Consider the following 17,888-nt stretch of genomic DNA (forward strand, 5'->3'; position numbering starts at 1 on the left):
GGCACACTTTTGGCAATCGCGGTGGGTCGATCGAAACGAGACCGGCTCAGCGAATCGGCTTGATGCCGTACAGCTCGATCTTGCGATAGAGCGAGGAGCGCGCGATCCCCAGCTGCTGGGCCGCGCGATGCCGGTTGCCGCCGGTCTGGGTGAGCGCCCGCACGATGGCCGAGCGTTCGGCCGCCTCCAATTGCGACAGGGTGCGGCGGCCGGTGACGAAGCAGGTCTCGGGCAGATCTGCGCGGCGCAATTCACCGGCCGGACGACGGGTGAGCGCGGTGTGCAGGGCATCGCGCAACTCGGCGATATTGCCCGGCCAATCGTGACCGAACAGCACCCGCATGGCGTCGGGCGCGCACGCCACCTCGCGCCGCGGGGCCAGCGCGCGCAGCAGGTGCGGAACCAGCTGGGTCAGATCGTCGAGGCGATGCCGCAGCGCGGGCACCGTCACCGAATGCCCGAAATGCCGCAGCACTTCCTCCGAGCGGGCGCGTTCGGCCTCGGCGTCGGTGGTCACCGTCGCCACCAGCCAATGCTTGCCGTGATCGGTGCCGTGCAGCCGCGCCGCCAGCGCCGGAGCGTGCCGCGGGTCGAGCTCGTCGACATGCGCCAGCACGATGGTGGCCGGTTCGCTGCCCGGCCATTGCCGGTCGAATCGTGGTGCGCCGGAACGGCATTCGATGATCACCAGCGGGCGGGTCGGATACACCCGCCGGTGCGCGGCGGTGATCAGGGTGAGCTTGCCGGTGCCGGATTCGCCGTGCACCACCACCGGCCGGTTGGCGCGCGCGGCCTCGAGCACTTCGGCCCCGGCCGCCCGCCAGATCGGCGAGACGCCCGGAAGTTCGGGAATGCCAACGGTTCTGGCGGGGCGGCGTTCGGCGCGCGGCTGCGGCACGGCCAGATCCACCTGCAACACCACCCCGGCCACCTCCGCGCCCGCGAGCACCGTGCTGGCCTGCACCCGCGCGGTCCGGCCGGTGGGCAGATCCACCAGCACCTCGGTTCCCTCACGCGCCCCGGCCAATTCGACGGCGACCTCGCGCAGGCGGCCCCGATCGTGCGCGCTCAGTTCGGCGTCCGCGCGTGCGTCGGTCATGAACACGTCCCCGCCCAGCGCCACCACCGGCCCGCGCCCGGCGCGCGCCACCCGCAGGAATCGATCCAGCACCGCCTGCTGGCGCAAGGATCCTGTGGCCCGCAATTCGGCTTCGATATGCCGGGCCGCCTCCCGGATGAGCACCGGCATCAGAGGATTCGCGTCCTGCGCCAGGCAGCTCAGATCCAGCACGCCCTGTACCGCGCCGGTCAGCGGATCGCGCACCGGCGCGCCCGCGCACGCGAACACCGTGATGTTCTCCGCGAAATGCTCGGGGCCCTGGATGAACACGGGTTTGCCGGCCGCCAGCGCGGTGCCGACGCCGTTGGTGCCCACCGAATCCTCGCTGTAGACGAACCCGGGCGCGAAGTAGACATCGTCGAACAGCTCGCCCAGGAACCGCTGATTGTCGCGCCGCACCAGCACCCGCGAGCGTTGATCGGTGAGTGCGATGGTGACCGGCAGTTCCGTCAATTCCGTTTGCAGGCGCTCGATCACGGGTACCGCGCAGTTGACGAAACGCGTGGTCAGGTCCAGTTCCCCCTGATATCCGCGATCCAGCACGTTCACCAGATCGCTGACCCCCGCGTCGAGCGAGCGCCGCCAGGAGGCCAGCACCAGACCCGAGACCGCGCCGGGCCGCACTTCACCATCGGTGACGAACGAGTCTCGCGCCCGCTCGACGCGGACGACCTCATCACCCGGGTCCACCGCACTCCTAAAAGCATCGGATCATCCACGAAAGGCCGGCCGCGCCGCCATGCTCGGATTGTCCGCAGCCACCGGGCCCGCCGTCAAGGCGTAACTGTCCCAAAGTAGGACAGCGAATCCATCGTGCACTGTGGAAACTGATTACACCGACGGCAGATCCGGCGTGGCGCGAGCAGACGGTGCGCCACGGCAAGCCGTTCGGCGGATCTGCCCCGGACCGTGGCGACAATGGCGTCGCCCCGCGATTCCCCGCCCAAGGTCGCGGCCCGGTCCGGGGCAGCGTTACGCCACGGGAAATCGCCCCCCGAAGGCGAACCGGCCCCGTTCGCCGCGAGCGGGGCCGGTTGTCGTGTCCGCCCCCGGTGACCGGTGGGCTCAGCGGATGCGCAGCGTGCGGTAGGCCTGCAGGGCCAGATACAGTTCGGCGGATTCGGCCGGCGCGGTGCAGCGGCGGCCGGTGAGGTCGGCGATGCGGTGGAGGCGGAAGCGGACCGTATTGCGATGGCAGAACAGGGTTTCCGCCACGGCCGCCACCTCGCCGTCGGAGGCGAACCAGGCGGTCATGGTGTCCAGCAAGCTGTCGCGGTCGTGCTCGGGGAGCGCCAGCAGCGGGCCGAGCACCCGGTCCGCCAGGGCCGCGGCCAGTTCGGGCGCGTCGGCCAGCAGCACCGGGACCAGGGCCTGTTCGTAGCGGGTGACGCGGGTGGTATCGCATCGTGCGGCGGCGCAAGCCGATTCGGCCTGGCGCAGCGCCGCCGGGGTCGCATCCAGGCCGTCGTAGACGGTGCTCACGCCGGTCGGACCGGTGACGCGTCCGGTCAGCACACTGACCAGGCGCTCGACCGTGAAACCGTCGGTGACCGCGACGATGCCGAGCTGACAGTCCGCCCGCACCTGCCAGGCCGAGCGCACGCCCAGCGCGGACAATGCCTCGCCGATACCCGGAAGCGCTTCCGCCGCAGCCGATTCCGAAGCCGCCGCGATCACCGCGAACCGGCCCTGGCGCGGCAGCCGCAGCAGGTCCGCGTACTCGGCGAGCCGGGACGCGTCACCGTCACCGGCCAGCAGCGCGTCCAGCGCCGCCTCCCGCACCCGCGCGTCCCGCCGCTGCATCTCGCTCTCGACTTCGCGATACCCGAGGGTGAGCGCTTCGGAATAGTCGTCGATCAGCTGCCACACGTCCGAGGCCAGCCGCAGCAGCGCGCGCTCGTCGCCGGGATTCTCGTTCGCGTAGGTCAGCGCCCGCTCCCAGGTGACCCGCGCGCCGATGCGATAGGACCGCAGCGCCACCGCCAGCGGAATGCCCTGCTGCGCCCGCAGCCGCCCGTTCGTCCGCGCCACCTCGATGCCCGCGTCCGGATCCCCGGCCAGATGCGACAGCAGCGCGACCAGATGCTGACGGTTGTTGTGCCGCAGGCCCTCCGGCGTGGCCCGTTCCGGATACGCCGGTTCCGCCGCCTCGATCGCGGCCGCCACCTCGGCCACCAGGCCGTCGATATCGGCGAGCAGTGCGCGTCCGGCCGCCGCGATGAAGGCGTTGCTGGACGCGGACCGGTAGCTCATGCGCCGCGCTGCTGATCGGAGCGCCGGGTGCGGTAGGCGTGCGCGGCCAGGAACAGTTCGGCGGATTCGGCCGGTGCCGAGAAACGCCGGCCGGTGAGATCGGTGATCCGGTTCAGCCGGAACCGCACCGTATTGCGATGGCAGAACAGCGCCGCCGCGACCGCCGCCACCTCGCCCTCGGAGGCGAACCACGCGGACATGGTGTCCAGCAAGGTGGTCCGATCGTGCTCGGGCAACTCCAGCAACGCACCCAGCACCCGTTGGGTGAGCGCGTCGGCGATCTCCGGCGCGCCCGCGAGCAGCACCGGAATCAGCGCCTGGTCGTAGCGCACCACCCGGCCGGTCCCCGAAGGCGCGGTGGCACAGGCCAATTCGGCCTGCCGGAGCGCGGCCGGGGTATCGGCGAGCGTGCCGTACGCGCAGCTGATGCCGACCGGGCCACCGGCCCGCTCACCCAGCAGCCCGGCCAGCCGGTCCAGCGTGAAACTGTCGGTGACCGCCACGATGCCGAGCTGGGTGTCCGCCCGCACCCGCCACGCCGACCGCACGCCCAGCGCGGTCAAGGTCTCGCCCACCCCCGGAAGCGGTTCGGCCGCGGTCGTTTCCGACGCCGCCGCCACCACCGCGAACCCGCCCTGCAGCGGCAGCCGCACGATATCGGCGTACTCGCGCAGGTCCGCCCCGTCCGCCCGCCCGGTCAGCAGGGCGTCCAGCGCCGCGTCCCGCAGCCGGCTGTCGCGCCGCTGGATCTCGCTCAGCACCTCCTGATAACCCAGCGTCATGGCCTGCGAATAATCGTCGACCAGCTGCCACACCTCGGACGCGGTCGCCAGCAGCGCCCGCCCCGCGCCGAGTTCGTCCCCGGTCAGCGCCATGGCCCGATCCCAGGTGACCCGGGCCGCGATCCGATAGGTGCGCAGGATCGAGGGCAGCGGCACGCCTTCCTGCGCGCTCCGCCGCCCGGTCGCCCGTGCGATGGGCAGCCCGGTATCGGTTCCACCCGCCAGATAGGTCAGCACCGCGGTCAGTTGCCGCCGATTGTTCTCGCGTAACCGCTGGTAGTTGAAGCTGGTCAGCCATACCGGCTCCACCGCGCCGACGGCATCGGCCACCGCGTCCGAGAGCGCGTCGATATCGGCCAGCAGCAGCCCGCTGATCCGCGCGACGGCGGGGGACACGGCGGGACGGGCAGGCACGAAACCAGATGCTAGCGGGCCGCGCGCAACGTCGTGATTGTGCATGCGCACAATCCGCGCTGGGCCCCGGTCCATTGTGACCTGGCCCTCATCCCGACACGATAGTCAGCTGACCGACCGGACTATGTCGTCCGGCACTGTTCGCCGAGGATCGTAGAGGAACTGCATGGGAACCACTGTCGCCGCCGCCCGGGAGCTGGCGGTGCCCGCGTCCTACACCATCGCGCAGGACGCGGCGCTGTCGGATCTCGTCACCGGAAACGCTCGTGACTGGCCGGAATTCGTGGTCTTCCAGGTGCCGGCGGCCGACGGCTGGACCGATATCACCGCCGCGCGGTTCGCGGGCGAGGTGGCCGCGGTGGCCAAGGGGCTCATCGCCTCCGGCATCGAGGCGGGGGACCGGGTGGCCATCATGTCCGGCACCCGCTACGAGTGGGCGCTGCTGGACTACGCGGTATGGGCGGCGGGCGCGTGCACGGTCGCGATCTACGACAGCTCGGCCGCCGATCAGGCCGAATGGATTCTCGCCGACTCCGGCACCAAACTGGTCGTGGTCGAGCATCTCGCGCACGCGCGCACCCTGGCCACCGTGCAGGCGCCGGAACTGCGGGAACTGCTGCGCTTCGACGGCGACGCCATCGGTGAACTGACCCGGCGCGGCGCGGACGTCGACGACGCGGCGCTGGAAGCGCGGCGCGCCACCGTCACCGCGGACTCGCCCGCGACGCTCATCTACACCTCCGGCACCACTGGGCGGCCCAAGGGCGTGGTGCTCACCCATCGCAATCTGCTCGCCGAGGCCACCGCCGGACAGCTCGCGCTCACCGACGCCATGGTGGCGGGCGGGCGCACCCTGATGTTCCTGCCGCTGGCGCACGTCTTCGCGCGCGCCATCTCGGTGGCGGCGCTGGCCTCGCGGGTGACGGTCGCGCACTCCAGCGACTGGTCCACGCTGCCACAGCAATTCGCGGCCTATCAGCCCGATTTCATCCTCGCCGTGCCGCGGGTGTTCGAGAAGGTCTACAACGGGGCCAAGCAGCGCGCCCACGACGGCGGCAAGGGCCGGATCTTCGATGCCGCCGCCGACACCGCCATCGCGTGGAGTCAGGCGCAGGAGACCGGCGGCGCGGGGCTGCTGCTGAACCTCAAGCACGCGCTGTTCGATCGGCTCGTGTACGGGAAACTCCGTGCGGCACTGGGCGGTAAGTGCGAGCGCGCGGTCTCCGGCGGCGGGCCGCTCGGGGCGCGGCTCGGGCACTTCTACCGGGGCGCGGGCATTCCGGTCTACGAGGGGTACGGGCTCACCGAGACCAGCGCGGCCATCACCGTCAACACTCCCGCCGAGATCCGGGTGGGCACGGTCGGCAAACCCATTCAGGGACACGCGGTCCGGATCGCCGACGACGGTGAAGTGCTGCTGCGCGGACCGGTGGTGTTCGGCGGGTACTGGCACAATGACGCCGCCACCGCGGAGGCGTTCACCGAGGACTGGTTCCACACCGGCGATCTCGGCGCGCTCGACGCCGACGGCTATCTGACGATCACCGGGCGCAAGAAGGAGATCCTGGTGACCGCGGCCGGCAAGAACGTCTCGCCCGCCCAGCTCGAGGATTCGCTGCGCGCGCATCCGCTGATCAGCCAGTGCATGGCGGTCGGTGACGCGCAGCCGTTCGTGGGCGCGCTCATCACCCTCGATCCCGAGGCGCTGCCCGGCTGGCTGGCCCGCCACGACCTGGACGCCGCCCTGCCGCTGGCGCAGGTCATCGAATTGCCCGCGCTGCGTGCCGAACTCGAGACCGCCATCGCCGATACCAATGCCAAGGTCTCGAAGGCGGAGGGCATCAAGAAGTTCCGGGTGCTGAGCGTCGACTGGACCCAGGAGGGCGGCGAACTGACCCCGAAGATGTCGCTCAAGCGCGCGGTGGTGGCGCAGAAGTACGCCGCCGAGATCGCCGCGCTCTACAGCTGAGCACCGAATTGAACTCTGGGGACGGCTGGTTCGTATAACCCGTAACCCAGATGGTTCGTCCGGGCGTCGCCGCGACCCGGACCCCACGGCCCCACCGGCCCGCGCCGGTGGGGCCGTCGTGCACTCGAAACCCTTTGCGCGGCAAATTATTTCGCGCCGCACTGTGACGTGGCACACGTTGTCTGAGTCAGTTCGGGGTAGTTACATTGTGGGCGATGTATCGCTCACGATCAATCACAGCGCCGACCGCCGAACCCGCCGCGCGGCCGGACCTTCCGACCGTCGCCGACCTGATCGTCACTCGCCTCGCCACCCACACCACCCACGTCTTCGGCGTCGGCGGGGCCAATATCGAAGACCTCTACGACGCCCTGCACCGCACCGCCCACCCCATCACCGGCATCGTCGCCAAACACGAATTCGGCGCCGCCACCATGGCGGACGGCTACTTCCGCGCCACCGGCCGCCTCGGCGTCGTAGCCGCCACCTCCGGCGGCGGCGCCATGAATCTGCTTGCCGGACTGACCGAGTCCTACGACTCCCGCATCCCCGTCCTGGCCCTCATCGGCCAGCCGCCCCTGACCCTGGAAGGCCGCGGCGCGTTCCAGGACACCAGCGGCGGCCCCGGCCTCCTCGATGCCGAACGCATCTTCGCCGCCGTCACCCGGCACTGCGAGAAGGTGACCGACCCGGCGGATATCGCCGCCGCGCTCGATCGCGCCCTGACCGCGGCCCTGCAGGGCGGCCCGGCGGCCCTGCTGCTGCCGAAGGACGTGCAGTCCGCGCCACTCGATGTCCGCGCGCCCGTAGCCGCCGGGAACGGCATCGCCACGCCGACGGCGGGCAGCACTGCCGTCGATGCGATCGGATCACTGCTCGAGGCATCGCGAGGGCGGACGGTCGTCATCGCCGGGCCCGAGGTCGGCCGGGTGGACGCGCGTGCGGAGTTGCTGGCCCTCGCAACAGCCTTGGATGCGACGGTGCTGGTCACGCCGGACGCCAAAGACGCCTTCCCGAACCGGCATTCGCGCTTCGGTGGCATCACCGGGATCATGGGGCACCCGCACGCGCCGGATCTCATCGCTCACGCGCAGGTGTGCCTGCTGGTGGGCGCGACGCTGCCGATGACGGCGCGCGCCGGGCTCGATGACGCTCTGCGCGACTGCATGCACGTGCTCAGCGTCGGCGCCGAAAAACCATACGTGCGGACCGATATTCACGCGCTGGGTCCGCTGCGTGCATCCCTGAGCGCGCTGGCCGGGGACCTGCGTGCGCGGGGGATCGCCGCGGCGAGTGCCACTGCGCCCGGTCATTCCGGCGCGACCGCGGGTGGAATCCTCGACGCCGGTGCGGATCTCCGCCACGGGCACGCCGATCCGGTGCGGGAAACCGCATTGCCGGAGCTGGCGGTTCCGCCCGCCACCGGACCGGGCGTGCGGTATCGCGAGGCGGTGCTCGCCATCCGGGAGCGGCTCGAACCCGGGACGACCGTGGTCGCCGATGCCGGGAATACCGGTGCGGCCGTGGTGCATTACCTGCCGGTGCCCGAGGACGGGCGGTTTCTGATCGCGCTCGGGATGGGTGGGATGGGGTACGCGTTCGGGGCGGGGGTGGGGGCTGCGCTGGGGCGGGGACGGCGCAGCGTCGTGATCGCCGGGGACGGTGCGTATTTCATGCACGGGCACGAGGTGCACACGGCCGTGGAGTATCACGTGCCGGTGACGTTCGTGGTGTTCAACAACAACGCGCACGCCATGTGCGTGACGCGTGAACAGCTCTATTACTCGGGGGAGTACACCTACAACCGGTTCGGGCAGGCGCGGATCGGGGCCGCGATGGCCGCCATGTTCCCGCAGCTGCCCGTTTTCACCGCGAGCACGCTCGAAGAGTTCGAACGCGCGCTCGACGAAACCCGTACCACCTCCGGGCCCGCCTTCATCGAATTGCGTTGCGATCCCGATGAGATTCCGCCCTTCGCCCCCTTCCTGAAGGAGTTGTCCGCATGACCGAAGCCGCCCGCATCGCCCCCGTCGAAGTGCCCGATGTCGGAGTGCCCGGGGTGTACCGCATCGAGACCCTCGCCATGAAGGAGGGGATGCCGATGGTGCTGGACATGACGCGCGCGGTGTACCCGCACGACGAGATCTTCGGCGACTACTGCACCGTTCACGAGTACGTGGCCGCGCCGCCGGACGAGGTGTACGAATACCTGGCCGACACCCGCAGCCTGTGCGAATGGACCTACAGCATGCGGGGATTCGAGCCCACCGGCGAACCGGAGCTGTGGGTTTCCGACGATCGCATCGGCTCGCACACCCGCATCTACACCCGCACCGTCGCCAATCCGCAAGCGCGGACCGTGGATTACCACTGCTCGTGGGATCAGGGCGAGCACCTGTGGATGATCTACCTGATGCGCGTGGTGGACGCGCAACTGGTGCTGAACAAGCCCGGTTCGGTGATCACCTGGACCAACTGCCGCCATCCGTTCTACGAGGACAACGGCTATCCCGAGACGGCCCCCGCCGACCGCCCGGTGTGGGTGGGCGACTTCTGGCACCTCTTCGCCGCCGGGCACCTGCTGGAACTGCGCAATCTCAAGGCCATCTGCGAGCATCGCCACGCCGCCGGCCAGCCCATCAAGCCGGAATGGATGAACTGACCATGAGCACCGTGAGCCTCCTCGACGTCGCCGGGTACCTGCCCGAGAACATCGTCTCCGCCGACTATTTCGCCCAGCACGCCGACCCCGACGACGTGACCGGCAATGTCATGTTCAAGGCCCCCAAGTTCCGCCGCCATATCGCCCCCGGCGAATCGGTCGCCGATATGGCCGAACGCGCCGTCGCCCCGATCCTGGCGCGCCAGGGCCGGGAAGTGCTGCGCGACATCGACATTCTGATCGTGCACACCCAGCTGCCCGAGACCGGCATCGTCGGCAACGGCGGCGAGGTGGCGGCGCGGCTGGGCATCAATCCGGAATGGCTGATCGACCTGCACAACGGCGGCTGCGCGGCCTTCGTGCACGGTATGAAACTGGCCCGCCAGCTGCTGGCGAGCACCGACGCCACATCCGCGCTCATCGTGACCGTGCAGAACTGCGCCGGACAGGTTTTCACCCAGGAACAGGTGCGCGGCAAACCCCAAGCCGCCATTCCGGGCGACGGCGCGGGCGCGGGACTGCTGGTGAAATCCGGGGATTCGCCGATCCTCGATATCGAGACCCGGCACCTGCCGCAGTACGCCGGCCAGATGACGGTGATGGCCGACCCGCCGCGCAAGTACTGGGAGGCCGGCCCCGGCCAGATGCACGTCGGCTTCACCGAATCCAAGATCGTGCGGGTGCTGGCGCGCGGCAATCGCATCGTGCCCGAGGTGGCGCAGGCGGTGTGCACCCGGATCGGCGTTCCCGCAACCGATCTCGACCTGCTGGTCACCAATCAGCCCAATCGCGCCTTCCTGCGCAACTGGCGCGATGCCCTGCAACTCCCCGCCGACAAGCACCCCGACACCTTCGACGATTGCGGAAACCTGTTCGCCGCGGGCATTCCCGTCACCTTCGACCGCGCCGTGGACGAGGGCCGGGTGCCCGCCGGATCGCTGGTCATGTTCGCGGGCTTCGCGCACGCCGGTGACTTCGCCGCCGCGGCCGCGGTGCGCTGGGGCGGACGCTGAACGGATCGGAACCGAGCATGACCCACACCATCGAGCTCGGGCACCGGCTCGGGCTCAACGAGAACCCGTACGGCCCACTGCCGTCCGTGCACGCGGCCCTCGAGCGCGCGCTGGTGGCCGCCAACCGCTACCCGGAATTCCGGCCCGACCGCCTGCCCCGCCTGATCGCCGACCGGATCGGCGTCGCCCCGGAACGCGTGGTGGTGGGCGCGGGCGCGACGGGCGTGTTCATGACCCTGCTGCAGGAATTCGTCCGCCCCGGCGACGAAGTCGTCATGGCCACCCCGACTTTCGAGGGTTTCCCCATGCTCACCGAAATGGTGGGCGGCCGCGCGGTCGCGGTGCCGCTCACCCCCGGCGGCTGCCAGGACCTGCGCGCCATGGCCGCCGCTGTGGGGGCGCGCACCCGCCTGGTGGTGATATGCAACCCGCACAATCCCACCGGCACCCGCCTCGATCCGGGCGCGCTGTCGGATTTTCTGGCGGCTCTCGACCCGGCCGTGACCGCGGTGCTGGACGAGGCGTACCTGGAGTTCGTCCCGAACGGCGACCGCCTGGCCACCCTGGACCTGCTCGACCGGCACCCGAATCTGGTGGTGGTGCGGACCTTCTCGAAGGCGTTCGGGCTGGCCGCGCTGCGCATCGGCTACGCGGTCGGCCTGCCGGTCACCATGGGCCGGATCGCGCACCGGCAGGTGCCGTTCGCCATGCACGCGCTCGCCGAGGTCGGGGTGCGCGCCTGCTACGACGCCGCGGACGAGCTCACCGCGCGGGTGGAGGCCATTCGCGCCGAGAGCGCCCGGCTCGGCGCGGGTCTGCGGGCCCTCGGGCTGCCGGTGCCGATCAGCTCCGCCAACTTCGCGTTTGTCTTCACCCCTGACCAAGCGGTCGGATTCGGCTTGCGGAACGCCTTCGCCGAGGCGGGCATCCAGGTCAAGGATTATGCGGAGGGCATCCGGGTCACCGTCGGCGACGACGCGGCCACCGCCGCCGTCCTCACCGCGGTACGGACCGCGATCCCGTAATGCGTACCCTGTGACAATGGACGCTCGACCACATACCGGGTCCGAAGCCGGTGGGCACCCGGCCTCGGACGCGGACGTGGATCACGAATTGCTATCTCTCAGCACCCAGCTGTGCTTCGCCCTGTACAGCACCTCCCGGGCCATGACCGCCGCGTATCGCCCGCACCTGGACGCCATGGACGTCACCTATCCGCAGTACCTGGCGCTGCTGGCGCTGTGGGAGTTCCCCGGCATCACCATGAAGGAGCTCGGCGAGCACCTGCGCCTGGACTACGGCACGGTCTCGCCGATCATCGCGCGCCTGCAGGCCCGCGGTCTGGTGGACAGCGTGCGCAGCGAAACCGATCGCCGCACCGTGCATCTGCGCGCCACCGCCGCCGGCCGGGAATTGCAGCGCCGCGCCCAGGACATGATCGAGTCGACCATGGACGCGGTCGGCTATCCGATCGAGACGCTGATCGATCTGCGCGACCGGATCAACGAGCTCGGGGACCGCTTGGCGCAGGTTTCGCCCGCGCCCCTGCCTCCCATGTCTTGACACGGGGCACTCCCATTTGAAAGACATTGTCGAGTAACACGTTTGCCTCGGCGAAAGACATAGCGACGGGGAACGGCTCGACCGCGGGCTGAGCGAGCCCGGCACAAAAGGGAGTATTAGGTGCGTTATCGAGTACCGGCGCGAAAGTCCGCCGCCGGGCGAACCGCCGCTGTCGCGGCCGCCATCGCCTTGGCGGTGGGCCTGACCGTGGGCAACACGTCGGCGGAACCGCAGAAGCCCGCGTCCATCACCGCCAATACCAAGGACGGGCGCAACTGGCATCTGAAGGTGTATTCGGCGGCCATGGACAAGGAGATCCTGGTCGATGTGCAGCGGCCGGCCGACGAATCCAAATCCGCGCCGAATCTCTGGATGCTCAACGGCCTGGACGGCGGTGAGGGCACCGCGAACTGGAAGGCCCGCACCAATGCCCTGGAATGGCTGGCCGACAAGCACGTCAATGTCATCCAGCCGATCGGCGGTCTCGGCAGTTACTACACCGACTGGGAGAAGCCGGACCCGAAGCTGGGCCTGAACAAGTGGAAGACGTTCTTCACCGAGGAACTGCCGCCGCTGCTGGACAAGGAACTCAAGTCCACCGGGCTCAATGCCCTCGCCGGGCTCTCGACCTCCGGTACTTCGGTGCTGCAGCTGGCCGAGGCCAAGCCGGGCCTGTGGAAGACCGTCGCCGCCTACAGCGGCTGCGCGCAGATCGCCGATCCGGCCGGTCAGCGCTTCCTCAAGCTGGCCACCGAGACCTGGGCGGGCGGCAATACCGAGAACATGTACGGCCCGGCGGATTCCCCGCTGTGGGCGGCCAATGATCCGGTCGTGAACGCCGAGAAGCTGCGCGGCACCCAGCTCTACATCTCCAGCGGCAGCGGTCTGCCGCTGCTGGAGGACGTGCAGTACTACCTCGACAACGCGCCCGGCGTCACCGGCGCCATCAACCTGAGCCTGGGCGTCATCATCGAGGCCGCGGTCAACGGCTGCACCCATAACCTGCAGTCCAAGCTGGATTCGCTGAACATTCCGGCGACCTACCAGTTCAATCCGGTCGGCACCCACTACTGGCCGTACTGGGAAGAGGCGCTGCACAAGTCGTGGCCGATGCTGGCCAGCGGCATGGGGATCTGACGGTCTTCAGAAAACCTGGAAATCAGCGCTCACCGGAATTCGGTGGGCGCTGATTTCTTTTGCCGCGCGCTCGCGGTCAGTTCAAGGCGTTCGCCCGCGCATTGCGTTCGACGCTGAAGAACGTCTTGTCGGTCGGCAGTTGCCAATCCGCGCCGACGAAATAGCGCTTGGCGGTCTCGTCGCCGAAGGCCAGGTATTTCAGCCAGGCCACGCTGGCGCCCGCGGCCCGGTAGTTCTCGGGGGCGTCGACCGGCGAGAAATGGGTGACGCCGCGCGCATTGGCGATCCAGGACGGGGCATTGAACATGAGGTTGTACTGCCACCAGCGCACCCAGGCGAAATCGGGGACGACGATATCGTTGTAGCCGGTGAGGAACAGGGTGGGGACGCCGATCAGCGCGCCCACCGCCAGCGGTCCGGGTTCGATGGCCAGCACGCCCGCGATGCGCAGCGACGGATCGATGAGCGCGGCGATCGCGGGGTAGAGGGTGCCCGCTTGCAGCGACGCCTGCCCGCCGCCGGAGTGTCCCGCGAAGAAGGTGCGGCTCAGGTCGATCCGGTCGTGCAGCGGTGAGGCGGCGTCGCGATCGGCCAGGATCGCGACGGCCAGGCCCAGGGTCGGCACATCCACCGTGGAGTTGAAGAAGTCGTAGGAGATGACCACGACGAACCCGTGGCTGGCGTACAGCCGGGCCAGCTGATCGTAATTGCCGGGCACGGACAGGATGCCGCCCGTCAGCACCACCAGGGGAGCCTCCGGAAGGTCGGCGATATCGGCCGGGTAGTAGGTGTTGACGCCGATCGGCGATTCCAGCCCGCCCGGAAACGCTTGCGTGCATTGCAATTCCGAGGCGTTGCCGAACACGGTGACGGTGATGTGGGCGATCATGCCGTACACCGACTGCTGGCACGGGTTCGTGGTGACCGGCGTCGCCACCTGATGCGGTCCCGGTGTGGCGTACAGGCTTTGGGCGGTGGCGGCGGGCGCGGGTTCGTCGGCGTACGCCAGCGTGGGCGCCGTGCACGCGGCGAAGGCCAGCAGCCCCACGGCCGCAGCGGTTTTCAGAGTGGTGAACGTCCTCATCGTCGAGGGCCTCCCCTTGTCGTTCGAATTGTTCAGCGCGGCGTATTGCCGAGCCCTTGCGCCGCGGCGAGCACCTGGCCGCCGACATCGAGCAGCAGCTTGAAAACATCCACCGGCACCGGTTTCCCGTTGCACCACAACAGATTGCAGCCGGTCGAGGCGTACGGCCCGACGCCCAGCAGGATCTGCGCGGCATTCACCGGATCGAGCAGCCGGGCGAGTTCGCCGAGATCCTTGGCCAGCGGCTTGCTCGGCGCCGGATACCGGTACGGATCGTCGTAGGGTTCCCCGGGCACATCGGTGACCGCCGCGGACAGGCGGCGGAACAGCTCCTTGTTGTCCGGGTTGGAGGTTCCGGTCAGCAGCGCCTGCAGATTGCCGATCTCGATCTTGGCGGGCACACCGAGCCGCACGATCACCAGATCGCGGCTGGGCACCACCACCACGAACTGCCCGAGCGCGCCGGAGAAGGCGTAGGTGTCGCGCGGGGAACCGGTGAACACCGAGTGCTCGTACAGGGTCGCGGTCGGCACATCCACACCGCGATAGCTGTCACCGGCATTGAGCCACATGAGGAATCCGTACCCGGCATTGGCCGGGCTCGGAGTGGTGGCCTCGCGCAGGTAGTCCGCGTCGATCAACTGCTGCCCGCGCCAGGAACCGTTGTGCAGCATCAGGTTTCCGATGCGGGCCAGATCCGCCGGGCGCATGGCCAGCCCGCCGTTGACCGCGGTATTGCCGCTGCGGTCGCGCAGCCAGATCCAGTTCTCGCGATCGATTCCCAACGGGCCCATGAGTTCTCGCTGCACGAACTCCTGATAGTCGAGCCCGGTGCTGATCTCGATGATCTTCGGCAGCAGCGCCAGCACCGATTGCGCGTACTGGAAGGTGGTGCCCGGCTCGTACTCCGCGGGGGAGGCGAGGCTCTGCAGCACCTCGTCGGTCTGGATGCCCGCGATATCGGCGGGCCAGCTGAAGTGCAGGCCGGTGGACTGCGTGAGCACCTGGCGCACCGTGAGATTCGCGTGCGCGGCATCGGCCTGCGGGAAGAACCTGACCAGGGGATCGTCCACGCCGAAATAGCCGAGCGTGATCGCGCGCCCGACCGCCAGCGACGCCACCCCCTTGCTGGCGCTGGCCAAGGGCAGCGGCAGATTCCCGGTCGGGGTGCGCTCGCCGATCAGGCAGCCGTGCCGGTACACCTGCACCGCGTAGCCGCCCGCGCGCTGCCCGAAATCCAGGGCATCGGTCACCGCCGCCGCGTCCATGCCGGCCGCGCCCGCGTCCCGGCGTTCGAAGGCCTTGCCCGCCTCCGGTTCCGCGCACGCCCCGCTGTCCGCGGGCTCGGCCGGGGCGGGGGCCGCGGTCAGGGACAGGGCCGCGAAGGCGGCGATACCGAGCGCCGCTGCCCGGCTCGTGCGATGCAAACGCATGGACTTCAAACCCCTCGGCGGGCCGGTCGACCGGCCCGGTAGCTAACTGAGACTGCGTGGTGTCACATACCGTAGCCGGTGGTGACCGCCGACACAATGCACTGTCTGAGGCAATCCGCTCGACGGTGCTCGGCGCGGTACCGGAAATATCGGGTGACCGGTCGCGGACCGGTTGGAATCCCTACTGGTTAGGAGCCTTTCGGCTCTTTTCCAGCGACCGGTTCCGTGCGACAGTAAGGTGCGCGTCGGGAGCGGATCCGAGGCGGGCAAGGAAAATCGACGATGATGATCGCGTTATGGGTGCTGCTGCCCTACGGAGCCATCCTCTCGTGCGTGATCGGGCATCTCTGGCGCTATCGGCACGACGGGTTCCGTGATCACCTCTACGGGCCGCACATCGACCGCGCCGAACGCTTCGGCATCCACGCCTTCCGGATCGGCGTGCCCCTCCTGTTCGTCGCCCGCATCACCGAAGTCTTTGCCGCCGGACCGGATTCGCGACCCGAGGGCGGCATCCGGATCCTCGTCATCGTGCTCCAGGTCGTCGCGATCCCCCTCGCCATGACGGGCGCCGCGCTCATCCTGGTGCCCCCGCTGATCGCCGCCGACGCCCGCCGGCGCGTCTCCGCGGTGGACCGGCTCACCCTGCCCGTGCTCGTCGCCACCGTGCTCTCGGCCATGCTGGTCACCTTCGACGCCACCCCCGGCGACGGCCGATACCGCAGTGCCGAAACGCTTTTCACCTGGTCGCGCTCGGTGCTGACGCTGCATCCGCAGCCCGCGGTGATGGCGCACGCCCCCGCGCTCTATCAGGCGCGCGGGCTCATCGTCATGCTGCTGATCGCCATCTGGCCGTACACCCGGCTGGCCGGCATCTTCAGCATTCCGGCCATCCGGATGCTGCGGCAGACCTCGCGGCTCGCCGTGCTCGCGGTCGCGCGCTGATAATTTGGTCCGCATGGCGGACTTCGGGGGAACTGACCAGTTCGCTCGGCTGCGCCCGCTGCTGTTCACCCTCGCCTACGAGATCCTGGGCAGCGCGGCCGATGCCGAAGACGTGCTGCAGGACAGCTATCTGCGCTGGAGCGCCGTCGACCAGGCGGCGGTGGAACATCCGCGTGCGTACCTGACCCGGACGGTCACCCGGCAGGCGCTCAACCATTTGCGCACCACTTCCCGCCGCCGCGAGGACTACGTCGGCAGCTGGCTGCCCGAACCGATCCGCACCGAACCCGATGCCGGACAGGATGTGCTGCTGGCCGAATCGGTGTCGATGGCCATGCTGCTGGTGCTGGAAACCCTCGCGCCCACCGAACGCGCGGTGTTCGTCCTCTCGGAGGTCTTCGGGCATTCGCTGGTCGAAATCGCCGACCTGATCGGCAAATCCGATGCCGCCGTGCGCCAGATCGCGCACCGCGCCCGAGCCCACGTGCAGGCCCGCCGCAAACGCTTCCATCCCGATGCCGCCACCGGCCGGGCGGTCGCGGGGCAATTCCTGCTGGCCGTCCGTACCGGCGACACCCGCGCGCTGCTGGAGCTGCTCGCACCCGATGTCGTGCAGATCTCCGACGGCGGCGGCAAGGTCAGCGCGGCCCGGCATCCCATCCTCGGCGCCGCGAAGGTCGCCCAGTTCGTCCTCGGCCTGCAGCGGAAATACCTGGCCGACACCGATTTCGAGGTCGCCGCCTACAACGCCCAGCCCGCCGTTCTCACCCGCGTCGGCGGCCGCCTGGACAATATCCTGGTCATCGAATTCGACGGCGCGCTGATCACCGGCCTCTACGCGATCCGCAATCCCGACAAGCTCGCCGCCTTCGAGATCGCCCGCCCGCTCGGTCGATGATCACCCTGTGACGCGGCCCACGCGAACCGCCCGTCACGGTCCGCGCCCCGCCGGTGTCTCCGAGATATCCGGACCCTCCGGAAAACCGGAAAAGGAGCGTCACATGAAAACCGCACTCGTCTGCGTCTCGGTCTCGCACGGCAATACCCGCCGCATCGCCGAGCAGATGGCCCCGATCCTGCACGCCCCCATCCTCGAGCCCGAGGAGATCGACCCCGCCGCGCTCGCCGGCTACGACCTCGTCGGTTTCGGCTCCGGCATTTTCAATCTCGCCTTCCATCCTCGCCTGCGCGACTTCGTCCGCGCCCTGCCCGAGGGCCGCCCGCGCCGCGCGTTCGTCTACGTCACCAGCGGATTCCCGCCCCGCACGCATCCGCTCGTGCAGCAACTCGAAAGCAAGGGCTATCAGGTGGTGGACACCTTCGCCTGCCGCGCCCTCGACACCTGGCTGCCCTTCAAAGCCGTCGGCGGCATCCGCAAGGGCCGCCCCGACGCGGCCGATCTGGCCGCCGCCCGCGCCTTCGCCGAAAAGCTCCGCGACCGGCCGTGACACGCCGTCTGGGATCGATTCCATTGCGCACCTGCCGTTTTCGGAGATTCCCACAAGATCGCCGC

15 protein-coding genes are annotated in these 17,888 nt (G+C 69.4%); 10 read left to right on the plus strand and 5 right to left on the minus strand.

What is annotated here, in order from left to right:
• Positions 1-46 precede the first annotated feature (46 nt).
• The 3 genes from NY1_RS16925 to NY1_RS16935 all read right to left on the minus strand — a co-directional run bounded on the left by NY1_RS16925 (position 47) and on the right by NY1_RS16935 (position 4,569).
• On the minus strand, positions 47-1,810 hold the full coding sequence (locus tag NY1_RS16925) for a sigma-54-dependent Fis family transcriptional regulator (protein ID WP_084535044.1): 1,764 nt from the start codon (positions 1,808-1,810) through the stop codon (positions 47-49).
• Positions 1,811-2,185: 375 nt separating this feature from the next.
• Positions 2,186-3,373 (minus strand): PucR family transcriptional regulator, encoded by a 1,188-nt coding sequence (locus tag NY1_RS16930; RefSeq protein ID WP_067713771.1) that lies wholly within the window; start codon positions 3,371-3,373, stop codon positions 2,186-2,188.
• Positions 3,370-4,569, minus strand: a complete 1,200-nt coding sequence (locus NY1_RS16935; protein WP_157762289.1) for a PucR family transcriptional regulator — start codon at positions 4,567-4,569, stop codon at positions 3,370-3,372. The genes NY1_RS16930 and NY1_RS16935 overlap by 4 nt, the downstream gene beginning before the upstream one ends.
• 166 nt (positions 4,570-4,735) lie before the next feature.
• Here NY1_RS16935 and NY1_RS16940 point away from each other — a divergent pair, with 166 nt between their 5' ends.
• The 7 genes from NY1_RS16940 (at position 4,736) to NY1_RS16970 (ending at position 12,913) form a co-directional block, all read left to right on the plus strand.
• Entirely contained in the window at positions 4,736-6,538 is a 1,803-nt protein-coding gene (locus NY1_RS16940) for an AMP-dependent synthetase/ligase (protein ID WP_067713776.1), read from the plus strand.
• A 215-nt stretch (positions 6,539-6,753) separates the two neighbouring features.
• The gene (locus NY1_RS16945) at positions 6,754-8,544 is read left to right on the plus strand and encodes a thiamine pyrophosphate-binding protein (RefSeq protein WP_084535045.1); all 1,791 of its coding nucleotides are present in this window, start codon (positions 6,754-6,756) and stop codon (positions 8,542-8,544) included.
• A complete protein-coding gene (locus tag NY1_RS16950; RefSeq protein WP_157762290.1) occupies positions 8,541-9,200 on the plus strand; it encodes an SRPBCC family protein in 660 nt (219 codons plus the stop codon). The genes NY1_RS16945 and NY1_RS16950 overlap by 4 nt, the downstream gene beginning before the upstream one ends.
• A 2-nt stretch (positions 9,201-9,202) precedes the next feature.
• Positions 9,203-10,213 (plus strand): 3-oxoacyl-ACP synthase III family protein, encoded by a 1,011-nt coding sequence (locus NY1_RS16955; RefSeq protein WP_067713779.1) that lies wholly within the window; start codon positions 9,203-9,205, stop codon positions 10,211-10,213.
• Positions 10,214-10,230: 17 nt separating this feature from the next.
• Positions 10,231-11,238 (plus strand): pyridoxal phosphate-dependent aminotransferase, encoded by a 1,008-nt coding sequence (locus NY1_RS16960; protein ID WP_067713782.1) that lies wholly within the window; start codon positions 10,231-10,233, stop codon positions 11,236-11,238.
• Positions 11,239-11,380: 142 nt separating this feature from the next.
• A complete protein-coding gene (locus tag NY1_RS16965) occupies positions 11,381-11,776 on the plus strand; it encodes a MarR family winged helix-turn-helix transcriptional regulator (protein WP_067714447.1) in 396 nt (131 codons plus the stop codon).
• A gap of 120 nt (positions 11,777-11,896) precedes the next feature.
• Positions 11,897-12,913: an alpha/beta hydrolase gene (locus NY1_RS16970; protein ID WP_067713785.1), complete on the plus strand. Its 1,017-nt coding sequence runs from the start codon at positions 11,897-11,899 to the stop codon at positions 12,911-12,913.
• 76 nt (positions 12,914-12,989) lie between these two features.
• Here the strand turns inward: NY1_RS16970 and NY1_RS16975 are convergent, their stop codons facing one another.
• Both NY1_RS16975 and NY1_RS16980 read right to left on the minus strand, forming a co-directional pair.
• Positions 12,990-13,997, minus strand: a complete 1,008-nt coding sequence (locus NY1_RS16975; RefSeq protein WP_067713788.1) for a poly(ethylene terephthalate) hydrolase family protein — start codon at positions 13,995-13,997, stop codon at positions 12,990-12,992.
• Between the two features lie 32 nt (positions 13,998-14,029).
• Complete coding sequence (locus tag NY1_RS16980; RefSeq protein WP_067713791.1) at positions 14,030-15,430, minus strand: serine hydrolase domain-containing protein; 1,401 nt, start codon at positions 15,428-15,430, stop codon at positions 14,030-14,032.
• A 282-nt stretch (positions 15,431-15,712) separates the two neighbouring features.
• Here NY1_RS16980 and NY1_RS16985 point away from each other — a divergent pair, with 282 nt between their 5' ends.
• The 3 genes from NY1_RS16985 (at position 15,713) to NY1_RS16995 (ending at position 17,823) form a co-directional block, all read left to right on the plus strand.
• Positions 15,713-16,375, plus strand: a complete 663-nt coding sequence (locus NY1_RS16985) for a respiratory nitrate reductase subunit gamma (RefSeq protein WP_067713793.1) — start codon at positions 15,713-15,715, stop codon at positions 16,373-16,375.
• Positions 16,376-16,388: 13 nt separating this feature from the next.
• Complete coding sequence (locus NY1_RS16990; RefSeq protein ID WP_067713796.1) at positions 16,389-17,273, plus strand: RNA polymerase sigma-70 factor; 885 nt, start codon at positions 16,389-16,391, stop codon at positions 17,271-17,273.
• A gap of 103 nt (positions 17,274-17,376) precedes the next feature.
• Complete coding sequence (locus NY1_RS16995) at positions 17,377-17,823, plus strand: flavodoxin domain-containing protein (protein WP_067713799.1); 447 nt, start codon at positions 17,377-17,379, stop codon at positions 17,821-17,823.
• Positions 17,824-17,888 lie beyond the last annotated feature (65 nt).

This window comes from Nocardia yamanashiensis NBRC 100130 (genome assembly GCF_001613325.1).
Classification (GTDB): Bacteria; Actinomycetota; Actinomycetes; order Mycobacteriales; family Mycobacteriaceae; genus Nocardia; species Nocardia yamanashiensis.

Coding starts and splice junctions, on each gene's coding strand:
- NY1_RS16930 (WP_067713771.1), bottom strand. CDS start 3,373: ATGAGCTACCGGTCCGCGTCCAGCAACGCCTTCATCGCGGCGGCCGGA.
- NY1_RS16940 (WP_067713776.1), top strand. CDS start 4,736: ATGGGAACCACTGTCGCCGCCGCCCGGGAGCTGGCGGTGCCCGCGTCC.
- NY1_RS16945 (WP_084535045.1), top strand. CDS start 6,754: ATGTATCGCTCACGATCAATCACAGCGCCGACCGCCGAACCCGCCGCG.
- NY1_RS16950 (WP_157762290.1), top strand. CDS start 8,541: ATGACCGAAGCCGCCCGCATCGCCCCCGTCGAAGTGCCCGATGTCGGA.
- NY1_RS16955 (WP_067713779.1), top strand. CDS start 9,203: ATGAGCACCGTGAGCCTCCTCGACGTCGCCGGGTACCTGCCCGAGAAC.
- NY1_RS16960 (WP_067713782.1), top strand. CDS start 10,231: ATGACCCACACCATCGAGCTCGGGCACCGGCTCGGGCTCAACGAGAAC.
- NY1_RS16965 (WP_067714447.1), top strand. CDS start 11,381: ATGACCGCCGCGTATCGCCCGCACCTGGACGCCATGGACGTCACCTAT.
- NY1_RS16975 (WP_067713788.1), bottom strand. CDS start 13,997: ATGAGGACGTTCACCACTCTGAAAACCGCTGCGGCCGTGGGGCTGCTG.
- NY1_RS16980 (WP_067713791.1), bottom strand. CDS start 15,430: ATGCGTTTGCATCGCACGAGCCGGGCAGCGGCGCTCGGTATCGCCGCC.
- NY1_RS16985 (WP_067713793.1), top strand. CDS start 15,713: ATGATGATCGCGTTATGGGTGCTGCTGCCCTACGGAGCCATCCTCTCG.
- NY1_RS16990 (WP_067713796.1), top strand. CDS start 16,389: ATGGCGGACTTCGGGGGAACTGACCAGTTCGCTCGGCTGCGCCCGCTG.
- NY1_RS16995 (WP_067713799.1), top strand. CDS start 17,377: ATGAAAACCGCACTCGTCTGCGTCTCGGTCTCGCACGGCAATACCCGC.